Raw genomic sequence first — 25632 nt, 5'->3', positions numbered from 1 at the left:
CGTCGGCAAACAAACCGGCTGTGTGCACTGTTTTTCGATGGCCGGAAGAGGTGGTCCCGACGAGGTGTGAGCGGCCGGTCACGCACAGAGCCGCACACGTGGGCGACCACAGGCGGACATCCGCGCACACGGAGGAGCCGCCATGCGTTGCCGCGGGTCCGCCGCGCGCCCACCTGCCCACCTGCCACTGGACAGAACAGCTGTCACCGTCATACCGGCCGCGCCGCGCCGGCCGCGACCGAAGGAATTCAGACATGGCGCAAAAAGACATCAAGTCGAGATCGCGCCAAAGCGCGCGGAAGGAATTGCTTGACTCGATCTCGGCGAGGCTGTTAGAACAAGTGGCGGAAAACGGGGATTGCCGTTCGAAGCGGTGAGAGCAGGGCGGGGGGCGCTGCGGCAGGTATTTCTATCGGGGGATTCGGGCTTCGGCCCTTCGTGACCGCGATTCGGTGAATCGGCGAATCGGCGGATCAGTATTTTGTGGCGCCGGCCTTCATGGCAGGGATCCGGCCTGCCTGCTCGTCAGCGAGCGGCAGTCCATCGGCGCGCTTTTCGACTTGCACGGCCAAACGGGCCACCGGTGTGCACAACACGCCTGCCCGTGCACTTCTGCTGCCTACAGGTCTATAGAACGGTGTACGGTTTCGTGAAAGCGTATCTTGCCATTCTCAGGCTCAGGGACTATCGACTTCTCTGGTCGGCCCTGGTGCTGAATCTTCTGGGTGACGGCGCGAGTTATGCCGCGCTCGCCTGGATCACGCTCGACAAGGCCGGCGCGGCCGGTCTGGGCGTACTCGGTGTCTGTCTCACCCTCCCCGTGATCGTGGGAGGCGCCTTCGTCGGCCCCCTCCTCGACCGGTTCTCCCGGCGCAGGCTGTTCATCACCGACTCGGTGTTCCGCGGCTTCGTCGTCGCGCTGGTCCCGCTGCTCGCGCTGGCCGGCGTCCTGCACGTATGGCATCTGTACGTGGTCGCGCTCGTCTACGGCCTGCTGAAGATCATTCCGCTGGCGGGCACCCCCGCGGTGCTGCCCGAACTGGTCCCCGAGGACAAGCTCCAGGCCGCTTCCGGGCTGGAGGCCACCGCGATGGGCGCCGCGAACGTCATCGGACCCGCACTCGGCGCGGCACTGATCACGGTGTTCGGCGCGCAGAACGTCCTCGTTCTCGACGCCCTCACCTACTTCGGCTTCGCCCTGCTGATCAGCATGATCAAGGCACCCCTGGGCCGGCCCGAGCCGAGCGGCGACACCCCCGGCGAGAAGCCCGGCTGGGGACCGGTGTTCCGGCTGGTCACCCGCGACCGCTTCCTGCTGGTGCTCACGCTCTCCTTCGGCGCCTTCAACGTCTCCGCCGGCGCCCTGGTCGTCGCGCTGCCCTGGCTCGCCAAGGACGAGTTCCACAGCGGCCCCGGTGTGCTCGGCCTGATGCTGGCCGTGATGGCGGCCGGCGAGCTGATCGGCTCCCTCGTGTCCGGGGCCGCGAAGACCTCCGAGAAGCAGATGCTCCGCATCGGTGTCCTGCAACTGCTGTCCGGCGCCGTGCTGTTCCTCCTCGTACCGAAGGCCCTCCCGCTCATCCTGGTCGGCCTCGTGCTCAACGGCATCCTCTCCGCGCCGATGACGGTCCTCGGCGGTGTCGTCCGTATGACCCGGGTACCGGGATTCATGCGCGGCCGGGCGATGACCCTCATGCGTACCGTCATGGCCGGCGCGCTCCCCGCCGGTTCCGCCCTCGGCGGCGTGCTGCTCAGCGGCGGCCACTACAGCGGCCTCATCCTCGTCGTGGCCTCGCTCGCCGTGCTGCCCGGCGCGCTCACCATGGTCCTGTTCCGCAACCTCCGCTTCCGGCTGGGGGTGACAGCGGAAGATGACCAGCGTCAGCGTGACACCGACCCCGATGCCGAGACCGTCCCCGCCGCTTCCTGACACTCCGGCCGGTCCCGGCCCCCAGGGGGACGCCGTCCTCCTCGTCACCGACCGCCCCCGCACCCGGGACGCCGTCGGAGCACCGTTCGCCCAGCTCCGCCTGCCCGGCGCGGCCGTACCGCACGACCTCGCCGCGTTCGCCGTACTTCTGCACCGCCACACCGGACAGCGGCTGCTCCTGCTCGACACCGACCTGAGCGCGAGCGGCCCCGGATCCCTGACCGTCGCCGTCGACCCGGACGAGCCGGCCGCCGCCCTCGTGGCCCGGACCGCGCACGCCGTGCCGACGGGAGGGCCCGCGGGGACCGCCGTACGCTACGCCGACCGTCCGGTGTCCGCGGGGACCGAGGAACTGTCCCTGACCCGCGACGGAGCCGATCTGCTCCTGGGCTACCGGACCTCGCTCTTCGACGAGCCGGCGGTACGGCGGCTGGGCGCCCACCTCCTGCGGATCGCCGACTTCCTCGGCCGCGAACCGCAGGCACCGGTGCACGAGACGGACCTGCTCGGCGACGAGGAACGGGCGCTCATCCTCGGCTCGTTCAACGACACCGCCAGGCCGTACCCGCACACCGCCACCATCCCGGCGCTGTTCGCCGAGCAGGCCCGGCGCGCACCCGACGCGACGGCCGTCACCGACGGCTCCGCACGGCTGACCTACGGCGCCCTCGACGCCGCGTCCGACCGGCTGGCCCACGCCGTCCTGGCCGCCGGCGCACGCCACGGGGACCGGGTCGGCCTGCGCACCGGGCGCACCACCGACCTCGTCGTCGGCGTGCTCGGCATCCTCAAGGCCGGATGCGCCTACCTGCCGCTGGAGACCAGCCATCCGGCCCCGCACACCGAGTGGCTGCTCGCCGACTCGTCGGTGCGGATCCTGGTCGAGTCACCAGGGCTGCCCGCCGGATTCTCCTTCGACGGGACGGTGCTCCACCCCCAGGAGCCCGGCTCCGGGGACCCGTCCTCCGGGCCCCGCCCTCCGCTTCCCGGCCCCGGATCGGCCACCGACCTCGCCTACATCTGCTACACCTCCGGTACCACCGGCCGCCCCAAGGGCGTCGAGGTCACCCACCGGGGCGTCGTACGGCTCGTCAAGAACACGGACTACGTCCGGTTCGGACCGGACACCAGGGTCCTGCCCACCGGGTCCATCGCCTTCGACGCCAGCACCTTCGAACTGTGGGGACCGCTGCTCAACGGCGGCAGCGTGCACCTGGCCGACACCGACACCGTCCTCGACGCCCGTGCCCTCGCGCACGAGCTGGCCACCCACCGCATCACCACCCTGTGGCTGACCGCGCCGCTGTTCAACCAGCTCGTGGAGCAGGACGCCACCGCCTTCCGCACGCTGCGCGAACTCCTCGTCGGCGGCGACGCCCTGTCGCCCGCGCACGTCGAGAAGGCCATGACGGCCTGCCCCGGCGTCGCCCTCGTCAACGGGTACGGACCGACGGAGAACACCACGTTCTCGCTCACCCACCGGCTCGGCCGGGACGACCTCGGACGCATCCCGATCGGACGTCCGATCGGGCACTCGACCGCGTACGTGCTCGACGACCGGGGACGGCTGTGCCCCATCGGCGTACCGGGCGAGCTGTGCCTGGGCGGAGACGGTGTCGCACGCGGCTACCTCGGGCGGCCCGAACTGACCGCCGAGCGCTTCGTCGAGGACACGTTCTCCCCGGCCGGCGGACGCCTCTACCGCAGCGGAGACCTGGCACGCTGGCGCCCCGACGGCATCGTGGAGTTCCTCGGCCGGCGCGACCACCAGGTCAAGATACGCGGATTCCGCATCGAACCGGCCGAGGTGGAGAAGGCCATCCTCACCCACCCCGACGTGGCCGAGGCGATCGTGACCGCCCGCTCCCGGCCCGGCCGGGGCGACAAGTACCTCTGCGGCTACTACGCCGGCCCCCGGCCGCCGGCCCGGGAGGACCTGCGGGCCCATCTGGCGCGGATCGTCGCGCCGCACATGATCCCCGCACACCTCGTCCCGCTCGACACGCTGCCGCTGAACCACACCGGCAAGGTCGACCGCGCGCGGCTGCCCGAACCCGGCGGTGACGACCTGCTGCCGGACACCGCGTTCGTCCCGCCCGCGGACGACATCGAGCGGACCCTCGTGGACCTCGCCGAACAGGCCCTCGGCCTCTCCGGGATCGGCACCGCCCACGATCTGCGCGACCTCGGCGCCGACTCCCTCACCGCCACCCTCATCGCCGCCGGCGTCCGGGAGAGACTCGGGCGCGCGTGCCCCGCGAGCACCGTGCTGCGGCCCGGCAGTCTCGGCCGGCTCGCCGCCCTGCTGCGGCGCAGCCCCGCCGGCGGCACCGGCGCCGCACCGGTCGTCGCACCCGCGCCCGAGCGCCCGTCCTACCCGCTCACCCCGCAACAACGCCAGATCTACTTCGAGCAGATCAAGGACGAGCGGGCGGTGCACTACAACGTGCCGCTCACCCTCCGCCTGCCCGCCGGCACCGACCCCTTACGGCTGGCCGACGCCCTGCGCCGGCTGACCCAGCGCCACGACGCGCTGCGCACCCGGTTCGCCGTCACCGACGACGGCCAGGTCGTCCAGCACATCGACCGCAGCGTCGACCCCGTCGTCCGGGTGACCGACACCGGACCCGGGCCGCTCAGCGGCTTCGTGAGGCCCTTCGACCTGGCCCGCGCACCGCTGTGGCGGGCCGACGTCCACCGCACGGACACCGCCGTGACCCTGCGCCTGGACCTGCACCACATCATCGTCGACGGCTTCTCGCTGGCCCCGCTGCTCCAGGACCTCGCGGCCCTGTACGCGGGCGACGAACCACCCCTGCCCGCACTCGAGTACCGGGACTACGCCACCTGGCTGGCCGGCCCCGGGGGCGACAGCCTGCGGGAATCGCAGAAGCCCCACTGGCAGGAGGTGTTCGCCACCCCGCCCGACCGGAGCGATCTGCCCACCGACCTGCCCCGGCCGCCCCTGCGGACACTCGACGGCGACACCCTCCGGTTCGACCTGGGACCCGAACGCACCGCGCGCCTGAGGGAACTGGCCAGACGGCACGACGTCACCCTGTTCGCGGTGCTGGCCTCCGCGTACGGCATCCTGCTCGGCCGCCTCAAGGGCACCGCCGACGTCACGATGGGCGCCCCCGCCTCCGGCCGCACCGTCCCCGGACTGCACCGCACGGTCGGCATGTTCGCCCAGACGGTGTGCCTGCGCGGCGACACGGACCCCGCGCTGCCGTACGACACCTACCTGCGACGCACCGCCCGCACCGCCGAGGAGGCCTTCGCCCACCAGGACTTCCCCTTCGACGACGTGGTCGCCCTGGCCGCGCCCGGACGCGACTACAGCCGCACCCCGCTGTTCGACGCCCTGATCGCCCTGCACAGCGGCCGCTACCTCGCGGCCGACTTCCAGGGCACCCGTCTGCCGCTGTGTCTGGAACAGACCGGGCAGGCCGTCTTCGACCTCGACATGCAGATCCACGAGGACGCCGACACCCTGAACGTGGCCTGGAACTACGCGTCCGCGCTGTTCCACCGCGACACCGTGGAGGGCTGGCGGAACGACTTCACCGCCCTGCTCGACGCCCTCGCCGAGGACCCCTCCGCCGAACTCGGCGCGCTGTGTCCCGACCGCCCCGCACCCCGCGTGCCGGCGACCCCGGACACCGACGCCGACCTCGATCTCGAATTCGACTTCGACCTCTGACCCGGGCGCACATCCCGCGCCCCGGCCCTTCGGCCCGTCAACTCACCACCCGACGGGCGCAACACCGCGGTACATCGATCACTCCACACGCACGCCCGATCACACATCGCTTCAGCGCAGGAGACATCGCATGCAGTCGCTCGACCACGAGGCAGTAATCTCCGCCCCGCACGCGCAGGCCGACCACTGGCGATCCCAGCTGGCCGCGCTCGCGGAGCCCTCCGGCTTCCTCACCGACCTCCGGCCCCGCACCGGCGGCGGCGAGGCGGAGACCGGCACCCACGCCCACCGCCTCGGCACGGCCCTCACCGAACGGCTCGACCGGATCAGCCGCGGCAAGCCCGAGATGCTCAACGCCGTCCTCACCTGCGCCCTGGCCGCCCTGCTCGGCCGCCACACCGGCCAGGACGAGGTGGCCGTCGCCCAGCCCACACGCAACGCCGCACCCGACTTCGCGGGCGGCCCGCTGCTGGTGCGCCTGGCCCCCGACGGGACCCTGCGCGAACTGCTGCCCAAGGCCGCCACGGCCGTCCGCGAGGCCGAACGCCACCAGGACTTCGCGGTGGCCGCACTCGCCGCCGAACTGGGGCGCGACGACGTCTTCGAGACCGCCCTGGAACTGACCGGGTTCCACGACACCGGCTACGCCACCCCCGGCGGCACCCGCTTCGCCGTCGCCCGCGAGGACGGCGAACTGGTCGTGCACCTCCACTACGACACCGGCCGCTTCGCCGAGGACTCCATGCGGTGCGTCGCCGGCCAGTACGCGCTGCTGCTGGAGCGCGCCACCGCCGAACCCGACCTGCCGCTCGGCCGCGTCGACCTGCGCACCGCGGACGACGACGCCCTGGTCAAGGCGGCCAACGACACCGCTCGGCCCTTCGACCAGCACGCCACCCTGCACGGCCTGTTCACCGCCCAGGCGGCCGCCACCCCCGACGCGCCGGCCCTGCTGAGCGACGACACGACCCTCACCTTCGCCGAGCTCGACGCCCGCTCCGACCGGCTGGCGCACACCCTGCGCGCAACGGGGATCGGCCCCGGCGCGATCGTCGCCCTGCTCGCGGAACGCTCGCCGGAACTGGTCACCGCCGTCCTCGCCGTCCTGAAGGCGGGCGCCGCCTATCTCCCGGTCGACCCGGCCTACCCGCGCTCCCGCATCGACTACCTGCTCACCGACAGCTCCGCCCGGCTCGTCCTGCACCAGGCGCGCTTCGCCGACGCCACCGGCGACACCCCCGGCATCGACCTGGACGACGAGGCGTCGTACAGCGCGGGCACGGGCCCCGTCGAGGCGACGGCCGGTGCCGAGGACGTCGCCTACGTCATCTACACCTCCGGCTCCACGGGCCGCCCCAAGGGCGTCCAGGTGGAACACCGCAGCGCCGTCAACCGGCTCCAGTGGATGCAGAACGCCTACCCCGTCGGCCCCGGCGACGTCCTGCTGCAGAAGACCTCCGTCTCCTTCGACGTCTCCGTCTGGGAGCTGTTCTGGTGGTCCTTCACCGGAGCCGCCCTCGCCCTGCCCGCACCGGGCGCCGAGAAGGACCCCGCGCAGCTGCTCGACACGATCGACCGGCACGGCGTCACCACCCTGCACTTCGTGCCCTCGATGCTCACCATGTTCCTGGCACACCTCGACCGCTTCGGCGACGGCACCCGGCTCGGCACCGTGCGGCAGATCTTCACCAGCGGCGAGGCGCTCACCCACGCCCAGAGCGAGAAGTGCGCCGAACTCGTCCCAGGCGCGCGGCTGGTCAACCTCTACGGCCCCACCGAGGCGACCGTCGACGTCACCCACCAGCCGGTCACAGGGCTCGCCGGCCTGGCCCGGATCCCCATCGGCCGGCCCATCGACAACATCCGGCTCCACGTCCTGGACGCCGAGGGCCGTCAGACCGCCGTGGGCGTCCCGGGCGAACTCCACGTGGCGGGCGTGGGCGTGGCCCGCGGCTACCTCGGACGGCCCGAACTGACCGCGGAGAAGTTCGTCACCGGCGACTCCGTACGCGCCGCGACCGGCGAGGAGCGCCTGTACCGCACCGGCGACCGGGTCCGCCGGCTGCCCGACGGCACCCTCGACTACCTGGGCCGCATCGACCTCCAGGTGAAGGTGCGCGGCTTCCGCGTGGAACCGGGCGAGATCGAGGAGCGGCTGCGCGCCCACGACCACGTACGGGACGCCGCCGTCGTCGCCGTCGACGACGGATGGCAGACCGCGCTGCGCGGATTCGTCGTCCTCGACGCCGGAGCCGGTACGGTGGCCGAAGCCGCCCTGAAGGAGCACATCCGCCAGGAGCTGCCCGAGTACATGATCCCGGGCCGGATCCTCGTCCTGGACGAGCTCCCCCTCACCCCCAACGGCAAGCTGGACCGGGCCTTCCTGCGCGGCCCCGAGGCGCTGCGCCGCAAGGCACCCTCCCACGTGGCACCGCGCAACCCGCGCGAGGAGACCCTCGCCGGCATCTGGCGCGACGTCCTCGGCCTTCCGCGGGTCGGCGTGCACGACAACTTCTTCGCGCTGGGCGGCAACTCGATCCACTTCGTGTCCGTCCTCGCCAAGTCCCGCGCCCAGGGCCTGGACTTCACCTTCCAGCAGCTGTTCCGGCACCAGACCGTCGCCCAGCTCGTCGAGTCCCTCGACGCCGCCGCCGCGGGCGCGCCCGTGGTCGCGGACGTGGCCGCCCGCGGCGCCTTCCAGCCCTTCGAGCTGGTCGGGGACGCCGACCGCGCCCTGCTGCCCGAGGACGCCGAGGACGCCTACCCGCTGTCCATGCTCCAGGCGGGCCTGATCTTCCAGACCGAGATCACCGGCGGTCTCGGCCAGTACCACGACGTGCTGAGCTACTCGATCACCGGCGCGTTCCACGCCGAGGCGTTCACCGAGGCCGTACGGCAGCTCACCCTCCGGCACGCCATCCTGCGCACCACCTACCACCTCACCGGGTACAGCGAGTTCCTGCAGATCGTGCACCGCGACGTGCCGCCGCCCCTCACCGTCGACGACCTGCGCCACCTCGACGAGGCGGGGCAGGAAGCCTGGCACGAGCAGTGGCTGGCCCGCGAGAAGGCCCGCGCGTTCCAGTGGGAGGAGGGCGGTCTCGTCACCCTCCACGTGCAGGTCCTCGGTGACGAGCACTACCGGTACACCGTCAGCCAGCACAACTCGGCCCTGGACGGCTGGTCCATCTCCCTGCTGCACACCCAGCTGTTCGAGCTGTACCACCAGATCCGCGAGGACCGCGACACCTCCCGGCCGCCGGTCGACAACCACCTGCGCAACTTCGTCGGCCTGGAACAGGAGGCACTGCGGTCGGAGCAGTCCCGGGACTTCTGGCGCCAGGTGATGGAGGACCCCCGCCCCGCCTCCGTGCCCGCGAGGCCGGACGCCCGGCACACCGACGACTTCTCCGTCGTCCTGCGCGACGTGCCGCTGCCCGGTGGTCTCACCCAGCGCATCGAGGCCACCGCCGACGCGCTGTCCGTGCCGTTCAAGGACGTCCTGCTCGCCGCCCACATGAAGGTCCTCGCCCTGGTCAGCGGCCAGAACGCGGTGATGACCGGCTACGAGCACAGCGGCCGGCCCGAACTGCCCGGCGCGGAGACCACGCTCGGCCTGCACCTGAACACCCTGCCCTTCCAGGTGGACCTGGCGGGCGGCAGCTGGGCGGACCTCGTCCGCCGGGTGTACCGCGCCGAACTGGACCTGCTGCCCCACCGCCGCTACCCCATGGCGAAGATGAAGCAGGACCTCGCCACCCAGCGCACCCTGTTCGAGACCACCTTCAACTTCACCCACTTCTACCTGCTGAAGAACCTGCAGGAGCTGCCCGAGTTCTCCCTGCTGGGCATGCGTGTCGACTCCGAGACCGAGTTCCCCTTCCGCACGGAGTTCTCCCGCAACTTCTTCTCCGACGAGGTCGAACTCTGCCTGCACTACCACACCCACCTCTACGACGAGGAGCAGATCGACCGGATCGGCGCCACGTTCGTCCGCGTCCTGGAGCGCATGACGAGCGAGCCGGACGCCCCGCACGAGGCGTCGCAGCTCCTCGCCGAGCAGGACGTGGCCCTGCTGGACGCCGCCACCGGCACGCGCACCGGCACCACCGGCGGTGCCGGTAACACCCCGGCCTCCGCGACGGGCACGGCCTCCGAGGCCACCGTCGCCCGCATCCGCACCGCCTGGGCGGCCGTCCTCGGCCTGCCGGACGAGGAGATCACCGCCGACGCCGACTTCTTCGCCCTCGGCGGCAACTCGCTCTCCGCCCTGCGGACGGTCCTGGAACTGGACGGCCTGGTCACCCTCTCCGACCTGACCCGGGTCTCCCGGCTGACCGAACTGGCCGCCCTCGTCGACACCCGTGAGCAGGACGACGAGGAGGAACTGCTGCACCTGCTGTCGGCCACCGCCGACGGCGCCCGCGCGGCCGTGATCTGCGTGCCGTACCCCTGCGGTCACCCGGTCAACTTCAAGCCGCTCGCCGACGCCATCGGCGCCCTCACCGGCGACCTGGCCGTCTACGGCCTGGAGCCCCCCGGCCACAACCCCAGCCGGCCCGGGGAGTTCACCGCCGTCACCGAGACCGTCGAGCGGACGGTCGCGGAGATCGAGCAGAAGGCCGACCTGCCCCTGATCCTGTGGGGCCACTGCGGCGGCGCGGCGGTCACCATCGAACTCGCCCGTGCGCTGGAGGAACGCGGCTTCGACCTGCGGCACGTCTTCCTCGGCTCCAAGCTGCTGCCCTCCGTCGCCGAGATGGGGGAGTCCGTCGCGATGATCGAGACCTGGAGCGACGACGACATCATCCGCTACATGGTCGAGGAGACCGGCTACAGCGAACTGGACGGCCTCGACCCCCGGTTCACCTCCTTCACCGGCGATCTCTTCCGGCACGACGTGTGCGGCGGATACCGCTACTTCATCGGCCTGAGCGACGACGGCCCCGACTGGCGCATCGAGACCCCGCTCACCGTCGTCGTCGCCGACGACGACAAGGGCCTGACGCACGCGGCCGACGAGTTCCGCTGCTGGGAGCGCGTCGCCGCCCACGTCTCCTTCCAGCGGCTGGACTCGGGCGGCCACTACTTCGTGCGCGGCAACCCCGCCGGCACCGCCGAACTCATCCGGCAGGCCTGGGTGTCCGCCGCCGACCTGGAGAACTGACATGCAGATACCCGTCCTGTGCTTCCCCTTCGCCGGCGCCGGCGCCTCCGCGTTCCGCCGCTGCCAGGAGTACGGCAGCGACACCGTCCTCATCACCCCCGTCCAGCTGCCCGGCCGCGAGGAGCGGTTCGGCGAGGAGCCGTACACCGACGTGGTCCGGGCCGTCGACGACCTGCTGCCCACCGTGCTGGACCAGGTGGCCGGCAGCCCCGCCGTCGCCCTCTTCGGACACAGCCTCGGTGCCGTCCTCGCCTACGAGATGGCCCACCGCATCAGCGCGCTCGCCCGGCCCGAGGTGGTCAAGCTGTTCGTCAGCGGCTCCCCGGGCCCCTGGACCCAGCGGGAGACACGTGCCACCGGGCTCAGCGACGACGAGTTCCTGAGCCAGGTCCGCTCGTTCGCCGGCTACTCCCACCCCGCGCTCGAACACCCCGACCTCCGCGAGATGCTCCTGCCGCCGCTGCGCGCCGACGTCGAGATGCACGAGAACTACCGGGCGCCCTCGGACAAGCCCCTGGCGATCCCGGTGGTCTCCGTGCGGGGGGCGACCGACGAACTCGTCTCCCCGGAGCAGGCCGCCGAATGGCAGGCCTCCACCACGGCCGGCTTCCGGCAGGTCGAACTCCCCGGCGGACACATGTACCTGGTCGACTCGCCCGCCGACCTGGTCAGGCTCCTGGACGCCGAACTCGCCGTACCGGAGGTGCACCGGTGAACCCGACGCTCACCACCGGCCGGCTCACGGGGAAGACCGCGATCGTCACCGGAGCCGCCCGGGGCATCGGCCGCGCCTGCGCCCTCGCCTACGCCCGGGCCGGCGCCGACCTCCTGCTCACCGACATCGGCCACGACCTCGACGCCGTCCCCTACCCGCTGGGCAGCCCCGGCCAGCTGGACCACACGGCCCGGCTGTGCCGGGAACAGGGCGCGGGAGGCACCGTCCTCACCGCGGAAGCCGACATCCGCGACCTGGACGCCGTACGCGCGGTCGCCGACATCGCGCTGGACCGCTTCGGGCAGATCGACATCCTCCTCAACAACGCCGGGATCGCGGCCCCGTCCGGCAAGACGGTGCACGACATCACGCCCGACGAATGGGACCTGATGCTCGACATCGACGTCTCCGGGGCCTGGCGCATGATCCGGTCCGTCGGCGCCGCCATGAGCAGCCGCCGCTCCGGCAGCGTCATCAACGTCGCCTCCACCGCCGGACTCGTCGGATACCGCCACTTCGCGGGCTACGTCACGGCGAAACACGCCCTGGTGGGACTGACCAAGGCGGCCGCGCTGGACCTCGCGCCCTTCGGCGTACGGGTCAACGCCCTGTGCCCCGGCTCGGTCCGCGACGACGACGCGGCCGAAGGACGCATGCTCACCGAGATCGCCCGCTCCCTGGAGGTGCCGGTCGAGGAGCACGAGGAGACCTTCGTGGCCGCCCAGCCCATGAACCGGCTCATCGAACCGGAGGACGTGGCAGGCGCTGCCGTATGGCTGGGCTCCGACGACGCACGCCAGGTGACCGGCACGACCGTGACGGTCGACGGCGGATTCACCAGCCGATGAGGGGGGAGAGGAACCGATGAAGTCCACCGACACCGACCGCCTGTGCCGGGCGACCGCCCTGCGCCTGTACTCCGGGGCCGACCCGCGGCACCTCGGCGCCGCGCTCGCCCGCGCCGCCGGCGGCGCCCGCCTGTGGGTCGAGGACGTGCCCGACGGCGCCGACAGCGACACCGCCGGCCTGTACCGGGAACGCGAACTGTCCCGCCCCGTCAACCCGCACACCGGCCCCGGCCTGCGCGCCGTACTGCTCCGCTACACCGACGCGGTGGCCGACCTGGTCGTGGTCGCCCACCGCGCGGCCCTGGCCGACCCCTACGACCTGGTCCAGGCCGTCCTCGCCGAAGCCGCCGCACCGGCCGCCGCGCCGGAGGAGCACGGCGAGCGGCTGCGCCAGGCCCTCGACGCGTACGACAGGGCGCCGGCACCCGCGTGGACCCTGGGCACTCCGGACGACTCCGGTACCGGCCGCCACCCCTTCACCCTGCCCGCCGACGGCAGCCTCCCCGCCGAACTCACCCTCCGGGCCGCCCTGGGGCTGGTCCTGGCCCGCTGCACCGGCGGCGACGAGGTGGAACTCGGCGTGGACGCGGAGCACACCATCGCCTTCACCACCGGCGGATCACCCACCGTCGGCGCCTACCTCGAACGCGTCCGCGACGCGGTCCCCGCTCCCGGATCCGCCCCCGCCGTCGGCCTGTTCACCACGGACACGCCCGAGGCGCTCACCGGCGAGGGACTGAAGGCCGAGACCATCGACGTCCGGCCCTTCCTCGCCCCCCTCCACCACCTGTCGGTCCATCTCACCGACGACGGCTCCACGGCCCTCACCGGCACCTGCCACTACCGGCGCTCCGCCTTCGGGGACGACACCGTGCGATGGCTCACCGGGATGCTGACGACCGCCCACCGGTCCCTGACCGCGGCCGGCCCCGACACCCCGCTCGCCGACATCGCCCTGTTCGACGACACCCAACGGCACGCCCTCGCCCGGCTGGGAGGTTTGGACCGCTCGCTCGAGGTGCCCGACGAACGCATCGAACAGACCGTCCAGGGCTGGGCACGCAGGCGGCCCGACGCACCCGCCGTCACCTTCGGGGACCTGACCCTCACCTACCAGGAGCTCGACCGGCGGGCCGCCGCGTACGCCGCCGGACTGCGCCACCTCGGCGTGACCGCCGGCGACCGCGTCGGCGTCTGCCTGGACCGCTCCGCCGACCTGGTCGTCGTCCTGCTCGCCGTGCTCAAGGCGGGCGCCACCTACGTACCGATGGACCCCGCCTACCCGCGGGAACGTCTGGAGTACACCACCGAGGACGCCGGACTCCGCCTGGTCGTCACCGACTCCGACGCCTTCCCGGCCGGCCCGGACGTCCGCCTCGTCGCGCCCGCGGACCTCGACGCACCACAGGCCCAGGACGCCACCGCGCCGCCGTCGTCCGCCGACGCCCCGGCGTACGTCATCTACACCTCCGGATCCACCGGCCGTCCCAAGGGCGTCGGCGTACCGCACCGCAACGTCGCCGCCCTGCTCGCCGCCACCAAGGACGACTTCCGGCTCGGCCCCGACGACGCGTGGACCTTCTTCCACTCCAGCGCCTTCGACTTCTCCGTGTGGGAGATCTGGGGCTGCCTGATGACGGGCGGCCGGCTGGTCGTCGTACCGTACTGGGCCTCACGCGACCCCGAGCAGTTCGCCGGGCTGCTCGGCACCGAACAGGTCACCGTGCTCAGCCAGACCCCCAGCGCCTTCGCGCAGTTGACGCAGGTGGACCGCAGGACGCGGATCTCCTCCTCCGTGCGCCTCGTGGTCTTCGGCGGCGAACCGCTCGACACCCGGCCCCTCAGGTTCTGGCAGGACCACCACCCCGAGCACACGTGCCGGCTCGTCAACATGTTCGGCATCACCGAGACCACCGTGCACGTCACCGCGCAGACCGTCACCCGGCACGAGGCCCTCACCGGCTCGCGTTCCGTGGGCCGCCCCCTGCCCGGCTGGCACGTCTACGTCCTGGACCCCCAGGGCCGCGAGCTGCCCCCCGGCGTACCCGGCGAGATCCACGTCGGCGGCCACGGCGTGGCCGGCCGCTACCTCAACCGGCCGGAACTCACCGCACAGCGATTCCTGCCCGACCCCCACGCGCCGGGCCCCATGTACCGCACCGGCGACCGGGGACGGCTCCTGCCCGACGGCCGCCTGGAGCACCTCGGCCGCCTGGACAACCAGGTCAAGCTCCGCGGCTTCCGCATCGAACTCGACGAGATACGCGCCCGGCTGCTCGACGCGCCCGCCGTCGACGCGGCCGCGGTGGTCCTCCGCGAAGCCGCCGACGGGGACACGGCGGGCGCCCGGCTGGACGGCTACGTCGTCTTCCGCGCCACCTCCGGCGCCACCGGCGACATCGACGAGGTGCGCCGCCACGCGGCCCGCTTCCTGCCCGACCACATGATGCCCTCCACCCTCACCGAACTCTCGGCGCTCCCGCTCACCCCGAACGGCAAGGTGGACACCGCCCGCCTGCCCCTGCCCCTCGCCGGACCGGCCGCCGGCACCCCCGAGCCCGCGGGCGACGACCTGCCCTCACGCCTGCGCGCGGTGTGGGAGAAGCTCTTCGGCTTCCGCGTCGGCCCCGACGACGACTTCTTCGCGCTCGGCGGCAACTCCCTGCTCGGCGTCCGCCTGCTCGCGGCGATGCGGGAACAGGGCCTGCCCACGTTCCCGCTGCCCCAGCTGTATCTGCACCGCACCGTGAACGCCCTCAGCGCGGTCCTGGAAGCGACGGAGTCCCGCACATGACCCTGCTGCTGATCGGCGCCGGATCGCAGGCCTACCGCGAGTACCTGCTGCGCTCCGTGGCCGAGGAGTACGACGTCCACCTGCTCGCCGACCGGGCACCGACCTGGGAGGCGCCGCTGCTGAGCGGACACACCGTGGTGGACACCACGGACGTCGACGCGATGCGGGAGGTGGCCCGCACGCTCTCCTGCGAGGGCGTGCTGACCTGGGACGACACCCGCGTGGTGCAGACCGCCCGGCTCGCGGACGCCCTCGGTCTGCCCGGCGCCGGCGCCGAGGCGGCCCTGCGCTGCCGGGACAAACAGGCCACCCGGGAAGCCCTGGCCCGCGCCGGGGTGCCCCAGGCCGGGTCGATCCCGGCGGCATCGCTGCCCCAGGCCCGGGCCGCGGCCGCCCGGCTGGGCTATCCGCTGGTGCTCAAGCCCCGCGCGCTCAACGCGAGCACCGGGGTGGTGAAGGTCGACTCACCCGACGCGCTGGCCCGCGGTTTCCGGCTGGCCCGGGCGGCGACCGCGCCGGGAGCGGTGGAGGTGGCACCCGGTGACGTCCTGGTGGAGGAGTACCTGGACGGCCCCGAGATCAGCTTCGACGCCGCCTGGCACGAAGGCCGCATGACACCGGCGTTCGTCGCCCGCAAGGAGTGCGGCTTCGCGCCGTACTTCGAGGAGACCGGCCACGTCGTGGACGGCCGGGACCCCCTCCTGTCGGACCCCCGGATCCTGCGGACGGTCCAGGCGGCGCACACCGCGGTGGGCTTCGGCACGGGGTGGACCCACACCGAACTGCGGCTCACCTCCGACGGACCGAAGATCATCGAGATCAACGCCCGGATCGGGGGCGACCGCATCCCCGACATCGGACGGCTCGCCCTCGGCGTCGACGCGGCGCGCACCGCCGCGCAGGTGGCCTGCGGCCGCTCACCCGACCTGACGCCACGGCACCACCGCGTCGCCGCCGTACGGTTCCTGTACCCGGGTGCGGACTGCATCGCCCGCGACGTCCGCCTCGACCCCGGAGCGCTGCCCGACTCCGTCGACTCGGCGGTGACGATCGCGCTCCCGGGCCAGGAACTCAGGCTCCCCCCGAACGGCCATGTCTCCAGCCGGTACGCCCTGCTCACCGTCGTGGGGGAGAGCGAGCAGCAGTGCCAGGCCGACCTGGACAAGGCCGCGGGCGCCGTCCGACTGGAGGTCCTGCGGCCCCTGTGACGGTCCCGGCCGCCGGCCGCGTCCTCCCTCACCGGGGCGGACGCGGCCGGCCGGCGTCCCGGCGCCGCCCGATGAACGGGGCATGACGCCAGGATTCGAGCGTGGCACCGGGAACGGGGGTGTGGCGCCAGGAAACCGAGCCTGCGTCGGGAACGAAGCGTGGTGCCAGGAACCGAGCCCGGCACCGGGAACGGGGGTGTGGCGCCGGGCCCGGTTCCTGGCGTCGGGTCACGGCTTTCGCCGACCAAGATCAATCACGGGTCGGCGCCCATTAGGGTCGAGGTCATGACAACATCACGCACCGACAGCGCCTTCGACTCGCTCCGCTTCGACGCCGTGTCCGACCTGGAGGCGCTGCGCCAGGTCTACGCAACTCCCGGCGACGCGGCCAGACGCAAGCAGATGACCGAACTCACCGCGGAGACCCGGCGCCTGATCGGCTGCTCCTCGCTGGTCCTGGTCGCCAGCGCGGACGCCGAGGGCAACTGCGACGTCTCGCCGCGCGGAGGCCCCGCCGGGTTCGTCGCCGTCCTGGACGAGCGCACGGTGGCGATCCCGGACGCGACCGGCAACAAGCGGCTGGACACCCTGGAGAACGTCATCGCCACCGGCCGTGCGGGGCTGCTGTTCGTCATCCCCGGCCGGACCACCACCCTCCGGGTGAACGGCCGCGCCTGTGTCTCCACCCGCCCCGAGCTCCTGTCCCAGCTCACCGCCGTGGGCAAGCCGCCCGCCAGCGCGCTGGTCCTGGGGATCGAGGAGGTCTACCCGCACTGCCCCAAGTCGCTGCTGCGCGCCGGGGCCTGGAAGCCCGAGCAGTGGCTGCCGGCGGACGCCCAGCCCACCTCGGCCCAGGTGACCCTGGCCCAGTTGCGGATGCCGGAGCTGACGATCGCCGACATCGAACAGGCGGAGGCGGACTCGCTGAAGTACCGGTACGAGTGACCGGCCCGGACACCGCCCAGGCGCTGTCCGGCGGTTCACGTGACCGGAACCGGAAGGACATCCCTGCCTGGCACCGGTCGGCACGGCAGCCCTAGGGGATGCGGTGGGCCTTCCTGGTCAGGCTCGTCGGGCAGCGGTGCGACGCACCGCAGATGACCGAGGTCCCCGAACGCATCCGCGTTCGCCCGGTCCGGCACACGTGTCGCTGCGGCTCCGGCATCGAGACAGTCGGCGCATACCCCCTTAACATCGGGCAAATGTCAGCTATCTCCCGGATGCGTGACTGGTGGGCGCGGTGGCCGCCCGCTGCCGGTGCCGCCGTGATGGGCACCGGCATGATCTCGATCGGACTGCATCTCACCGGTTTCGCGGTCCTGTCCGGCATCGCCCTCGTCCTCGCCTCACTCGGCTGGCTCGCGCTCGCCGCCGGATTCGGCGTCCGGCTGGTGCGCGAGCGGGACCGGTGGCTCCGGGAGGCCGGCATGCCCGCCGGGCTCACCGCGGTGGCGGCGACGGCCACGCTCGGCACACGCTGCTCGGCGCTCGGCCTGCAGGAACTCGCCGAAGCCCTCCTCGCGCTCTCGGTGCTGTGGTGGCCGGTGCTGCAGTGCACCGTGTTCCTGAACCGCCGACCTCGGATGCCGGGCGGAGTGTTCCTCATCTGCGTGGCCACGCAGGCCCTCTCGGTGCTCGCGGTGTCGATCGCCGTGACAGGACACGTCATGTGGCTCCTGTACGCGGCCCTGGTGCTGTTCTGGCTCGGCCTCGCGCAGTACGCGGTGGCCCTCAGCCGCTTCCACCTGGACGAACTGCGCCAGGGCGCCGGGGACCACTGGATCGCCGGCGGCGCGCTGGGCTCCTCGGCCCTGGCCGGGGCCCGCCTCGTCGACGTCCGGCACGTCGCCCCGTACGCCTGGAACGACGACGACCAGAACGTACTGCGCCGCGTCTCCGTCGTCCTCATCGTGCTGGCTCTCGCCCTGCTCTGCGTCCTCGCCCTCGCGGAGGTGATCCGGCCCCGGCCGGGCTACGACGTACGGCGCTGGGCCACCGTCTTCCCGATCGCCGTGACGGCCACGGGAACACTCTCGGTCGCGACCGCCCTGGGTCTTTCGGGTTTCCGGCCGCTCGGCGAGGCCCTGCTGTGGCTGGCCGTGGCCGTATGGGTGATCGTGGCGGCAGGCACGGCACGTGCGGCCGCCCGCTCCACCTGACAGACCGGGGACAGCCTTCCGGCCCTGTCCGTGCGCCCCGGGCTGCTCCACGCCGTGCCGCGGAGACGCACCGGAACGCGGTGAACCGCTCGGCGGAGATGTGCCGGAACGCCGTGGACCGCTCGGCCGAACGGGTGGCATCGTGGGCGATCATGACGGAGCAACGTTTCCTCGCGATGGCGCCGCAATACAGCACGACAGCCGAGCTGCTCGCCGCTTCCGCGCGGCGGCGCGGGATGGAAGTGGAAGCACTTCCCGCCCGTGGCGGTGCGGGCAGTGCCAGGGGCAGGCACGGCGGCCACTACTTCGGCGGCCCCGTCTTCGCGTCACGTGTCGTCGATGACCTGGAGGTCGCGCTCCTGGAGCCGTCCGACGACTGGCTCACCGGACTGCCCCGTACGTACACCGGACGGCACATCGCGAGGGCGACCCTGGGCGAGGCGCGCCGGCTGTCCCGGCCCGCGTTCGTCAAACCGCCGAGCGACAAGAGCTTCCCGGCCGCGGTCTACCCCGACGGCAGCCGCCTGCCGGCAGGGCCGGAGCTGCCACCGCACACCCCGGTACACATCAGCGACGTCGTGACCTGGGCCGCGGAGTTCCGCCTGTACGTGCTGGACGGCGAGGTCCGCACCGGTTCGCAGTACGCCGCCTTCGGCCGTCTCGACGCCGAACGGCTGGACGGACACCGACACGCGGGCGCCGTCCGGGAGTTCGCGGACGACCTCCTCACCACGTGCGCCGAGAGCCTGCCCAGCGCTGTGGTGGTGGACATCGGTCTTCTGACCGGACCCGAGCACGGCGCCCACGGCCGGTGGGCGGTGGTCGAGGCGAACATGGCCTGGTTCAGCAACTGCTACGCCGCGGATCCCGGCCGCGCCCTGGACGTCGTCCTGCGCTCGGCCGGTCCGCGGACGCTGATGGCGGAGCGGGACCGCGGGTTCTGCCGCCGCTACGCCACGGACGCCGACACGGAGGACTGACGTGCGCGCGTGACCGGTCCAGGACAGGAGAGCGCACCGGCTCGGCGGTCGGTGCCGGAAGCTGCGCCGGTCGGGAGTCACGCGCCTGCGCCGCGTCCCTCTCCCGGGACCCGATGGATCCACCGGACAGCCGGTGGAACACCGTACCGACGGGCGCGCCGACGAGGGGACGACGAACCGCCCTGCCCCGGCCGTGACACCGCTACGACGTCCGGGCACCGGTGCCCCCACCGCCGTACCATGACGCGGCGTGCGTGACCCGGCAGGGCACGCGACCCCAGGAACAGCCCACCCGACGCACCGGCCGGAGCGACGTGCCCGGCGTAGGAGAACCAGAGATGAGCGTGCCCGAGTCGCTGAGGATGCGACGGGAAGTGTCCCCGGTCGAGCTGTTCTACGACCTCGTCTTCGTCTTCGCCGTCTCGCAGCTCTCCCACCACCTCCTGGAACATCTGACCTGGCGCGGCGCGGCGGAGACGGCCGTGCTGCTGGTCGCCGTCTTCGGCACCTGGGTCTACACCAGTTACGTGGTCACGCTGCTCGATGTCCACCGTGACGTCACCCGGTGGACGGTGGTCGTCGTCATGGGCCTCGGGCTGTTCATGAACTCCGCGATCCCGCGCGCCTTCGCGGACCGGGCCTGGGCGTTCGTGGCGGCGCTGCTGCTGATCCTCTTCTTCGTCTGCCTCGTCACCGCGGTGGCCGGCCGTACCGACGTGCTGCGCGAGCACTTCCGCCGCACCCTGGTCTGGATCACGGCGTCAGCCCCGCTGTGGATCGTCGGGGCGGTCGTCGGACCGGGGCCACGCCTGTGGTGGTGGGCCGGCGCCGCCCTGATCGACCTCGTCGGCACCTGGCTGGCGCACCCGCTGCCCGGCCGCTCCCTCAGCAGCCAGGAACTCGCCTTCGACGCCGACCACATGATCGAACGCCTGCGGCTGTTCTTCATCATCATCCTCGGCGAGACCGTCCTCACGGCGGGGACAGCGATGGCCGAGTCCCCCGTCGACCCCGCCGGCGTCTTCGCGGCCATCGGGGTGTTCGTCGCCCTGGTGTGCCTGTGGTCGGTGTACTTCGGCGGCGCCGAGGACGCCTTCACCACCGCCGTCGCGCACACGACCGACCCCCTGCGGTCGGTCCGGATGGGCACGAACAGCGCCTACGCCGTGTTCGCCGCCCTGGTCGGCCTCGCCGTCGCGGGCGAGCTCGTCATCACCCACCCGCTCGGCCACGGCTCCCTCACACTCGCCCTCCTCCTCTTCGGCGCCCCCGCCCTGTACCTGGCCGCCACGGCCTGGTTCTTCCGCACCACCGCCCACGGTGCCTGGACCGAACGCCTTCTCGCCTGCGCCGCCTGCCTGCCGGCCGGCGTCGCCGCCATCTGGCTCCCCCCGCTCGCCTCGCTCGGCCTTCTCGACCTCATCCTCGTAGCGACCGCCACCGTGCTCGCACACGTCCACCGGAACCTGACACACACCCTGCGGGACGGGGCAGCGACCTGACGCTTTCGGCGCCCCCTGGGGACACGCCCCCCGCTGTCGCACCAGGCGCTGCTCTGACCGCCCCCGCACTTGGTATCCGTAGGTGCGGGGTGCGGGGTGCGGGGTGCGGGGTGCGGGGTGCGGCTGGGGCGTCCGTCGAGTGGTTTCCGTCGGGCTGCCGGGCCAGTCATGATCGAGTTCCGGGGGGTTCAGTGGGGGAGTGTGGTGTGAAGGACTGGCGGACCGATCCGACGTTCGCGATGTGCCGGGAAGTGGCGGACGGGGCGGACCTGGCCTTGTTCTCGGGCGGCCCGTTCGATGTACGGGCGGTGATGGCCGACATCCTGTCCGAACCCGGACAGGGCCTGGATCTGGATGCCGTTCCGTGGGGCAACTTCCCTCATGGGTACGACGTCCGGGAGGCTGTGCATCTCCTGCGTGCTTACGGCGGACCAGGCGTGGACGCGACGGGTGTGCTGTCGGGTCTGTGCGCCGACGACAGCCGGGCCGCTGCCGCCCTCGCCGTGCCGTTCCTCATCCCCCTGGCCGTCGACGCCCGCCACCCGCACCGCGCGGCCGTTCTCGCCGTGCTCTCCGGCCCTGCCCGTGCCCGGCACTACGGCGTCGCCTCCCGCGAGGAATTCCTCCTCCATCGCAACGATCCCCTGCGTGACGCCCCCGGCTCCCACGACGGCTATGGCTATGAGGTGACCGGGTACCCGGCCGGCTGGTCGGTGGCCGCAGCGAGGGCCGCGATCACCACGCACACCTCCGCACTCCTGACCCTCCTCACGGACTCCGACCCCACCATCCGTGTCGACGCCGCCTATGTCCTCGCGACCGCCGCCGACCCCGACCACATCATCCGGACCGCCTTGGCCGACGGATTCACCGCCGAGGACGACGCCATGGTCCGCGCCGCCCTGCTCCTGGCCGCCGCCGAGATCACCCGGGCCCGCCCGCACCCGCCGGCCGTCACCTGGCTGCGGGAACGGTGGCGCGACCGGACGGAGGCCCCCGAGGCCCGCCTCGCGGCGGCGATCGGCTGGCTCTGCCTCACCGGCCGAGGCGCGCCCGAGGAACTCCGCCGGACCGTCGACGCCCTTGCCGACGACCGGCGCGCACACGCCATGGAGACCCTGCCGTGGATGAGCGCTGCCTCCGGCACCGACGAACCAGGACTCCTGCGCTGCAGACGCTGCATGCTCCACCCAGACGAACCCGACCCCGAAACAGCCTTCTGGGACTCCCTGTTCCGAACCACCTGACTGTGCTCGTGCATCGGCTGTATGGGCTTCGGCATGGCGCCGGCTGATGACGTACGAGGCCACGGTCGTGTGCTCGCGGATGAACGGACCGATCTCCTCGGGGCGCTGACCGGACTCGTTCACACCATCGATGAACTGCTGGACGGAGTCGACGGCCGTCGCTCTGCGGGGCAGGAGTACAAACGGGGCCCGAGAACGAGCCCGGTCCCCGCCCCGATCCGGACCCCCTCCGCATCCGCTGACCGACTGCCCATCCACGGCGGACATTCGCGCGGACCGCGCCCCCGTCGGCACGGTCCGCCCGGCCGGCGTGAAAGATGAGCATCCGTACTCATGCGCCCACGCGTGCGGCGCAGGACGCTGACGGACATGCAGCCTCTGTCGGCGTGGTGGGATCTCGGGCTCGCGATCGCCCTGCTGCCGGTGTCGGCCGCGATCGTCGTCTGGCACCTGGCGCACGTGCTGCTCTCGGGAGACGACTTCGGAACCGTCGGCATCCGTACGATCCGTGCCGCGCGGCGCGGAGCGAGGATCACCGGGTGCGCGGCGGTCGTCGTCGGCGGCACGCCGATGTGCCTGCGGTTGTGGATCACCGGCTCTCTGCAACTGCTTGTCCTCGGCACGGCGACCGCCCTGTTCGCCTCCGTGGCCGCGCGGCGTGGTGCATGACACCGCTCGCCGGCCGCGCCGTGCGGCATCGCGGTACCGCTGGATCGGGGGTCCGGTCACGGGACGGATTCGGTTTCCTCACAACCTTTCCAGCCGGTGTGGCGATAGAGCACATATGGGGAACAGTTCACGCCCCGTGATTGGATGAATCTTTCGCGGTCGTGCTGAGATTGCTCCCGGCACGCACCGGTCGAGGGTTGCTCCCGGTGTGCGATGCCACATGCCTGAGGGGGCGTCGAAAGACATGAAGAGACGTGTGTGGGGGACCGCTGCCGTCGTGGTGGCCGCGGTGACCGGCGTCGTCGTGTTCCAGGGGGTCCAGGGGGACGGCGGAGGGAAGAACGGTGCGAACGCGCCGCTGGTGACCGGGCCCGTACGCACCACGGTGCACACGGCGGCCGTGAAGGGCCAGGGCGACCGTGCGGAGGTGCCCGAGCACGACACCGCGGCCTTCAGCCTCGTCGGCCTGTCGTGGACCAAGCCGTCCGTACAGATACCGGGCACGGTCCAGGTACGGGCCCGCAATGCCCGTACCGGCGCGTGGGGATCGTGGATCACCCTCGACACGGGCGGCCACGGCGCGGCCGCGGAGGAGAGCCGGCGCGGAGCGACCGAACCGGCCTGGGTCGGGCCGTCCGACGGCGTGCAGGCCCGCGTGGACGGCCGTGGCACGCCCCTGCCCGCGGGGATGCGGCTGGAGATGGTCGACCCGGGCGCCGGGCGGGCAGCGGCGGGCACCGAACCGGCCGCGTACGCGGTCTCGGACGAGGACCCCACGTCGACGCCCGGCGACGCGACGAGCACGCCCTCGGACACGGCCACAGCCACCGGCGCGCCCACCGACGCGCCCACCACTCCGGCCCCGTCGCCGAGCACGCCGTCCGCGAGCGACCCGGCGCCCACCGACACGGCGACCTCGGCCCCGTCCGCGACGCCGACCGCGCCGGCCACCGCGACGCTGCCGCCCGCCCCGGTCTCGAACGCTCCCGAGCCGACGATCGTCACCCGTGTCCAGTGGGGCGCGGACGAGTCGATGAACGACGAGGCGTCCGACTACGGCACGGAGGTCAAGGCGGTCTTCGTCCACCACACCGTGGACGCCAACGACTACTCGTGCGCCGACTCCGCGGCGATGGTCCGCGCGATCCGCACGTACCACATCCAGTCCAACGGCTGGAAGGACATCGGCTACAACTTCCTCGTCGACAAGTGCGGCACGATCTTCGAAGGCCGCAAGGGCGGCGTGGAGCGGCCCGTGATCGGCGCCCACAACCCGGGCTTCAACACCAACACCGTCGGCATCTCCGTCCTCGGCGAGTACACCTCGATCGACGCCTCCGACGCCGCCAAGGCATCCGTCGCCCGCCTGGCCGCCTGGAAACTCGGCCAGTACCACTACGACCCCGCGAGCAAGGTCGACCTGACGGCCGGACTGGACAACGGCAAGTTCAAGCTCGGGCAGACCGCGAGCTTCTACCGGATCTCCGGCCACCGCGACGGCTACTCCACCGAATGCCCGGGCGACAAGCTCTACGCCTCCCTGCCCGGGATCCGTACCCTCGCCGCCGGTCCCGTCAGCGGACTCGTCCTCAAGCCCTTCGGCCAGGCCGGGGTCGTCGGCAGCACCGCCTACACCAAGGGCCCGCTCACGGTGAACTGGGCCATCACCTCCCCGGCGGCGCTGGTCAGCCGCTACGAGGTGCTCGTCGACGGCAAGGTCGCCAAGACCGCGACCCCCACCGCCACGTCCGCCTCCCTGACACTGGCCGCCGGCAGCCACACCGTCGCCGTACGGGCCGTGCACGTGTCCGGCCGTACCGCGGTGACCCCCGACGCCACCGTGGTCGCCGACGCCACCGTCCCCTCCTTCACCACCAAGCCCTCCATCGCCCTCCGCGCCGGCACCGTCGACACCGCCGCCGTACCGGTCACCCTCGGCTGGAAGGCCACCGACTCCGCGGCCCTGAAGGAGGTGCGCCTGACGTCCCCGTCCGCGCACACCTACGGCCCGACCGTCTACAGCGCGGCCCTGACCGCCAAGTCCGGCGCCGCCACCACCTGGTCGATGACCGCCTATGACCAGGCCGGCAACACCGCCGTGTCCTCCGTCGCGGCCACCCCGGTCGTCCTCCAGGAGACCTCGGCCACCCGGACCGGCACCTGGACCACCAAGTCCTCCAGCAGCTACCTGGGCGGCAAGTCGTACAGCTCCAGCACCAAGAACGCGTCGCTCACCTGGAAGTTCACCGGCCGCTCGGTGGCGTGGGTGGTCTCGCGGGCGAGCACCTCCGGCCAGGCGTACGTCTACGTCGACGGCACCAAGACGGCCACGGTGGACCTGAAGTCCACCACCACCAAGTTCCGCGACGCGCTGTGGACCAAGACCTGGACCACGAGCGCGGCCCACACCATCAAGATCGTCGTCGTCGGCACCTCCGGACGCCCGGCGGTCACCACCGACGCACTGGTGTACGTGAAGTAAACGCCCCCACTCCTTCCCTCCTCCAGGCCCGGCCGTCCACGAGACGACCGGGCCTGGAGCCTTGTGTGTGTGGGGGGAGAGGGGCGGGGGTCGGCAGCCGTTCGGACGGCCCGGGGCTGGAGTCCGGCGAACGGACCGGAGTTGGAGTCAAACGGACGGCCGGGGCTGGAGCCCTGCGGCGGCATGGGCGCCGCCACCGGGCACTGCGTCAGCGATCTCGGCGACGCC

At 72.4% G+C, this 25632-nt stretch carries 14 protein-coding genes; all 14 read left to right on the top strand.

What is annotated here, in order from left to right:
* Positions 1-604 precede the first annotated feature (604 nt).
* Positions 605-1930, top strand: a complete 1326-nt coding sequence (locus tag ACIPRD_RS10455) for an MFS transporter (protein WP_356402566.1) — start codon at positions 605-607, stop codon at positions 1928-1930.
* On the top strand, positions 1872-5633 hold the full coding sequence (locus tag ACIPRD_RS10450) for an amino acid adenylation domain-containing protein (RefSeq protein ID WP_401562064.1): 3762 nt from the start codon (positions 1872-1874) through the stop codon (positions 5631-5633). Before ACIPRD_RS10455 ends, ACIPRD_RS10450 begins: the two co-directional genes overlap by 59 nt.
* A 130-nt stretch (positions 5634-5763) precedes the next feature.
* Positions 5764-10800: an amino acid adenylation domain-containing protein gene (locus ACIPRD_RS10445; protein ID WP_401562062.1), complete on the top strand. Its 5037-nt coding sequence runs from the start codon at positions 5764-5766 to the stop codon at positions 10798-10800.
* A 1-nt stretch (position 10801) separates the two neighbouring features.
* Positions 10802-11515 carry an alpha/beta fold hydrolase gene (locus ACIPRD_RS10440; protein ID WP_356402560.1) on the top strand — a complete coding sequence of 238 codons (714 nt, stop codon included), beginning with the start codon at positions 10802-10804 and terminating at the stop codon, positions 11513-11515.
* The gene (locus tag ACIPRD_RS10435) at positions 11512-12363 is read left to right on the top strand and encodes an SDR family oxidoreductase (protein WP_401562060.1); all 852 of its coding nucleotides are present in this window, start codon (positions 11512-11514) and stop codon (positions 12361-12363) included. Before ACIPRD_RS10440 ends, ACIPRD_RS10435 begins: the two co-directional genes overlap by 4 nt.
* A 16-nt stretch (positions 12364-12379) precedes the next feature.
* The gene (locus ACIPRD_RS10430; protein ID WP_401562059.1) at positions 12380-15157 is read left to right on the top strand and encodes an amino acid adenylation domain-containing protein; all 2778 of its coding nucleotides are present in this window, start codon (positions 12380-12382) and stop codon (positions 15155-15157) included.
* The gene (locus ACIPRD_RS10425; protein ID WP_401562057.1) at positions 15154-16365 is read left to right on the top strand and encodes an acetyl-CoA carboxylase biotin carboxylase subunit family protein; all 1212 of its coding nucleotides are present in this window, start codon (positions 15154-15156) and stop codon (positions 16363-16365) included. Before ACIPRD_RS10430 ends, ACIPRD_RS10425 begins: the two co-directional genes overlap by 4 nt.
* A gap of 285 nt (positions 16366-16650) precedes the next feature.
* A complete protein-coding gene (locus tag ACIPRD_RS10420) occupies positions 16651-17310 on the top strand; it encodes an MSMEG_1061 family FMN-dependent PPOX-type flavoprotein (protein WP_401562055.1) in 660 nt (219 codons plus the stop codon).
* A gap of 257 nt (positions 17311-17567) precedes the next feature.
* Complete coding sequence (locus ACIPRD_RS10415; RefSeq protein WP_401562053.1) at positions 17568-18524, top strand: tellurite resistance/C4-dicarboxylate transporter family protein; 957 nt, start codon at positions 17568-17570, stop codon at positions 18522-18524.
* Positions 18525-18676: 152 nt separating this feature from the next.
* Positions 18677-19504, top strand: coding sequence for an ATP-grasp domain-containing protein (locus tag ACIPRD_RS10410; RefSeq protein ID WP_401562051.1), 828 nt, complete (start codon positions 18677-18679; stop codon positions 19502-19504).
* A 338-nt stretch (positions 19505-19842) separates the two neighbouring features.
* Entirely contained in the window at positions 19843-21006 is a 1164-nt protein-coding gene (locus tag ACIPRD_RS10405) for a low temperature requirement protein A (RefSeq protein ID WP_401562048.1), read from the top strand.
* A 206-nt stretch (positions 21007-21212) separates the two neighbouring features.
* The gene (locus ACIPRD_RS10400; RefSeq protein ID WP_401562046.1) at positions 21213-22253 is read left to right on the top strand and encodes a hypothetical protein; all 1041 of its coding nucleotides are present in this window, start codon (positions 21213-21215) and stop codon (positions 22251-22253) included.
* A 369-nt stretch (positions 22254-22622) separates the two neighbouring features.
* Positions 22623-22922, top strand: coding sequence for a hypothetical protein (locus ACIPRD_RS10395; RefSeq protein ID WP_356402525.1), 300 nt, complete (start codon positions 22623-22625; stop codon positions 22920-22922).
* 244 nt (positions 22923-23166) lie between these two features.
* Positions 23167-25404 (top strand): N-acetylmuramoyl-L-alanine amidase, encoded by a 2238-nt coding sequence (locus tag ACIPRD_RS10390; RefSeq protein WP_401562043.1) that lies wholly within the window; start codon positions 23167-23169, stop codon positions 25402-25404.
* Positions 25405-25632 lie beyond the last annotated feature (228 nt).

Source organism: Streptomyces sp. NPDC090108, assembly GCF_044747185.1.
Classification (GTDB): Bacteria; Actinomycetota; Actinomycetes; order Streptomycetales; family Streptomycetaceae; genus Streptomyces.
Note: the sequence above shows the minus strand (reverse complement) of the source record. Positions and strands in the feature narration are given on the sequence as shown.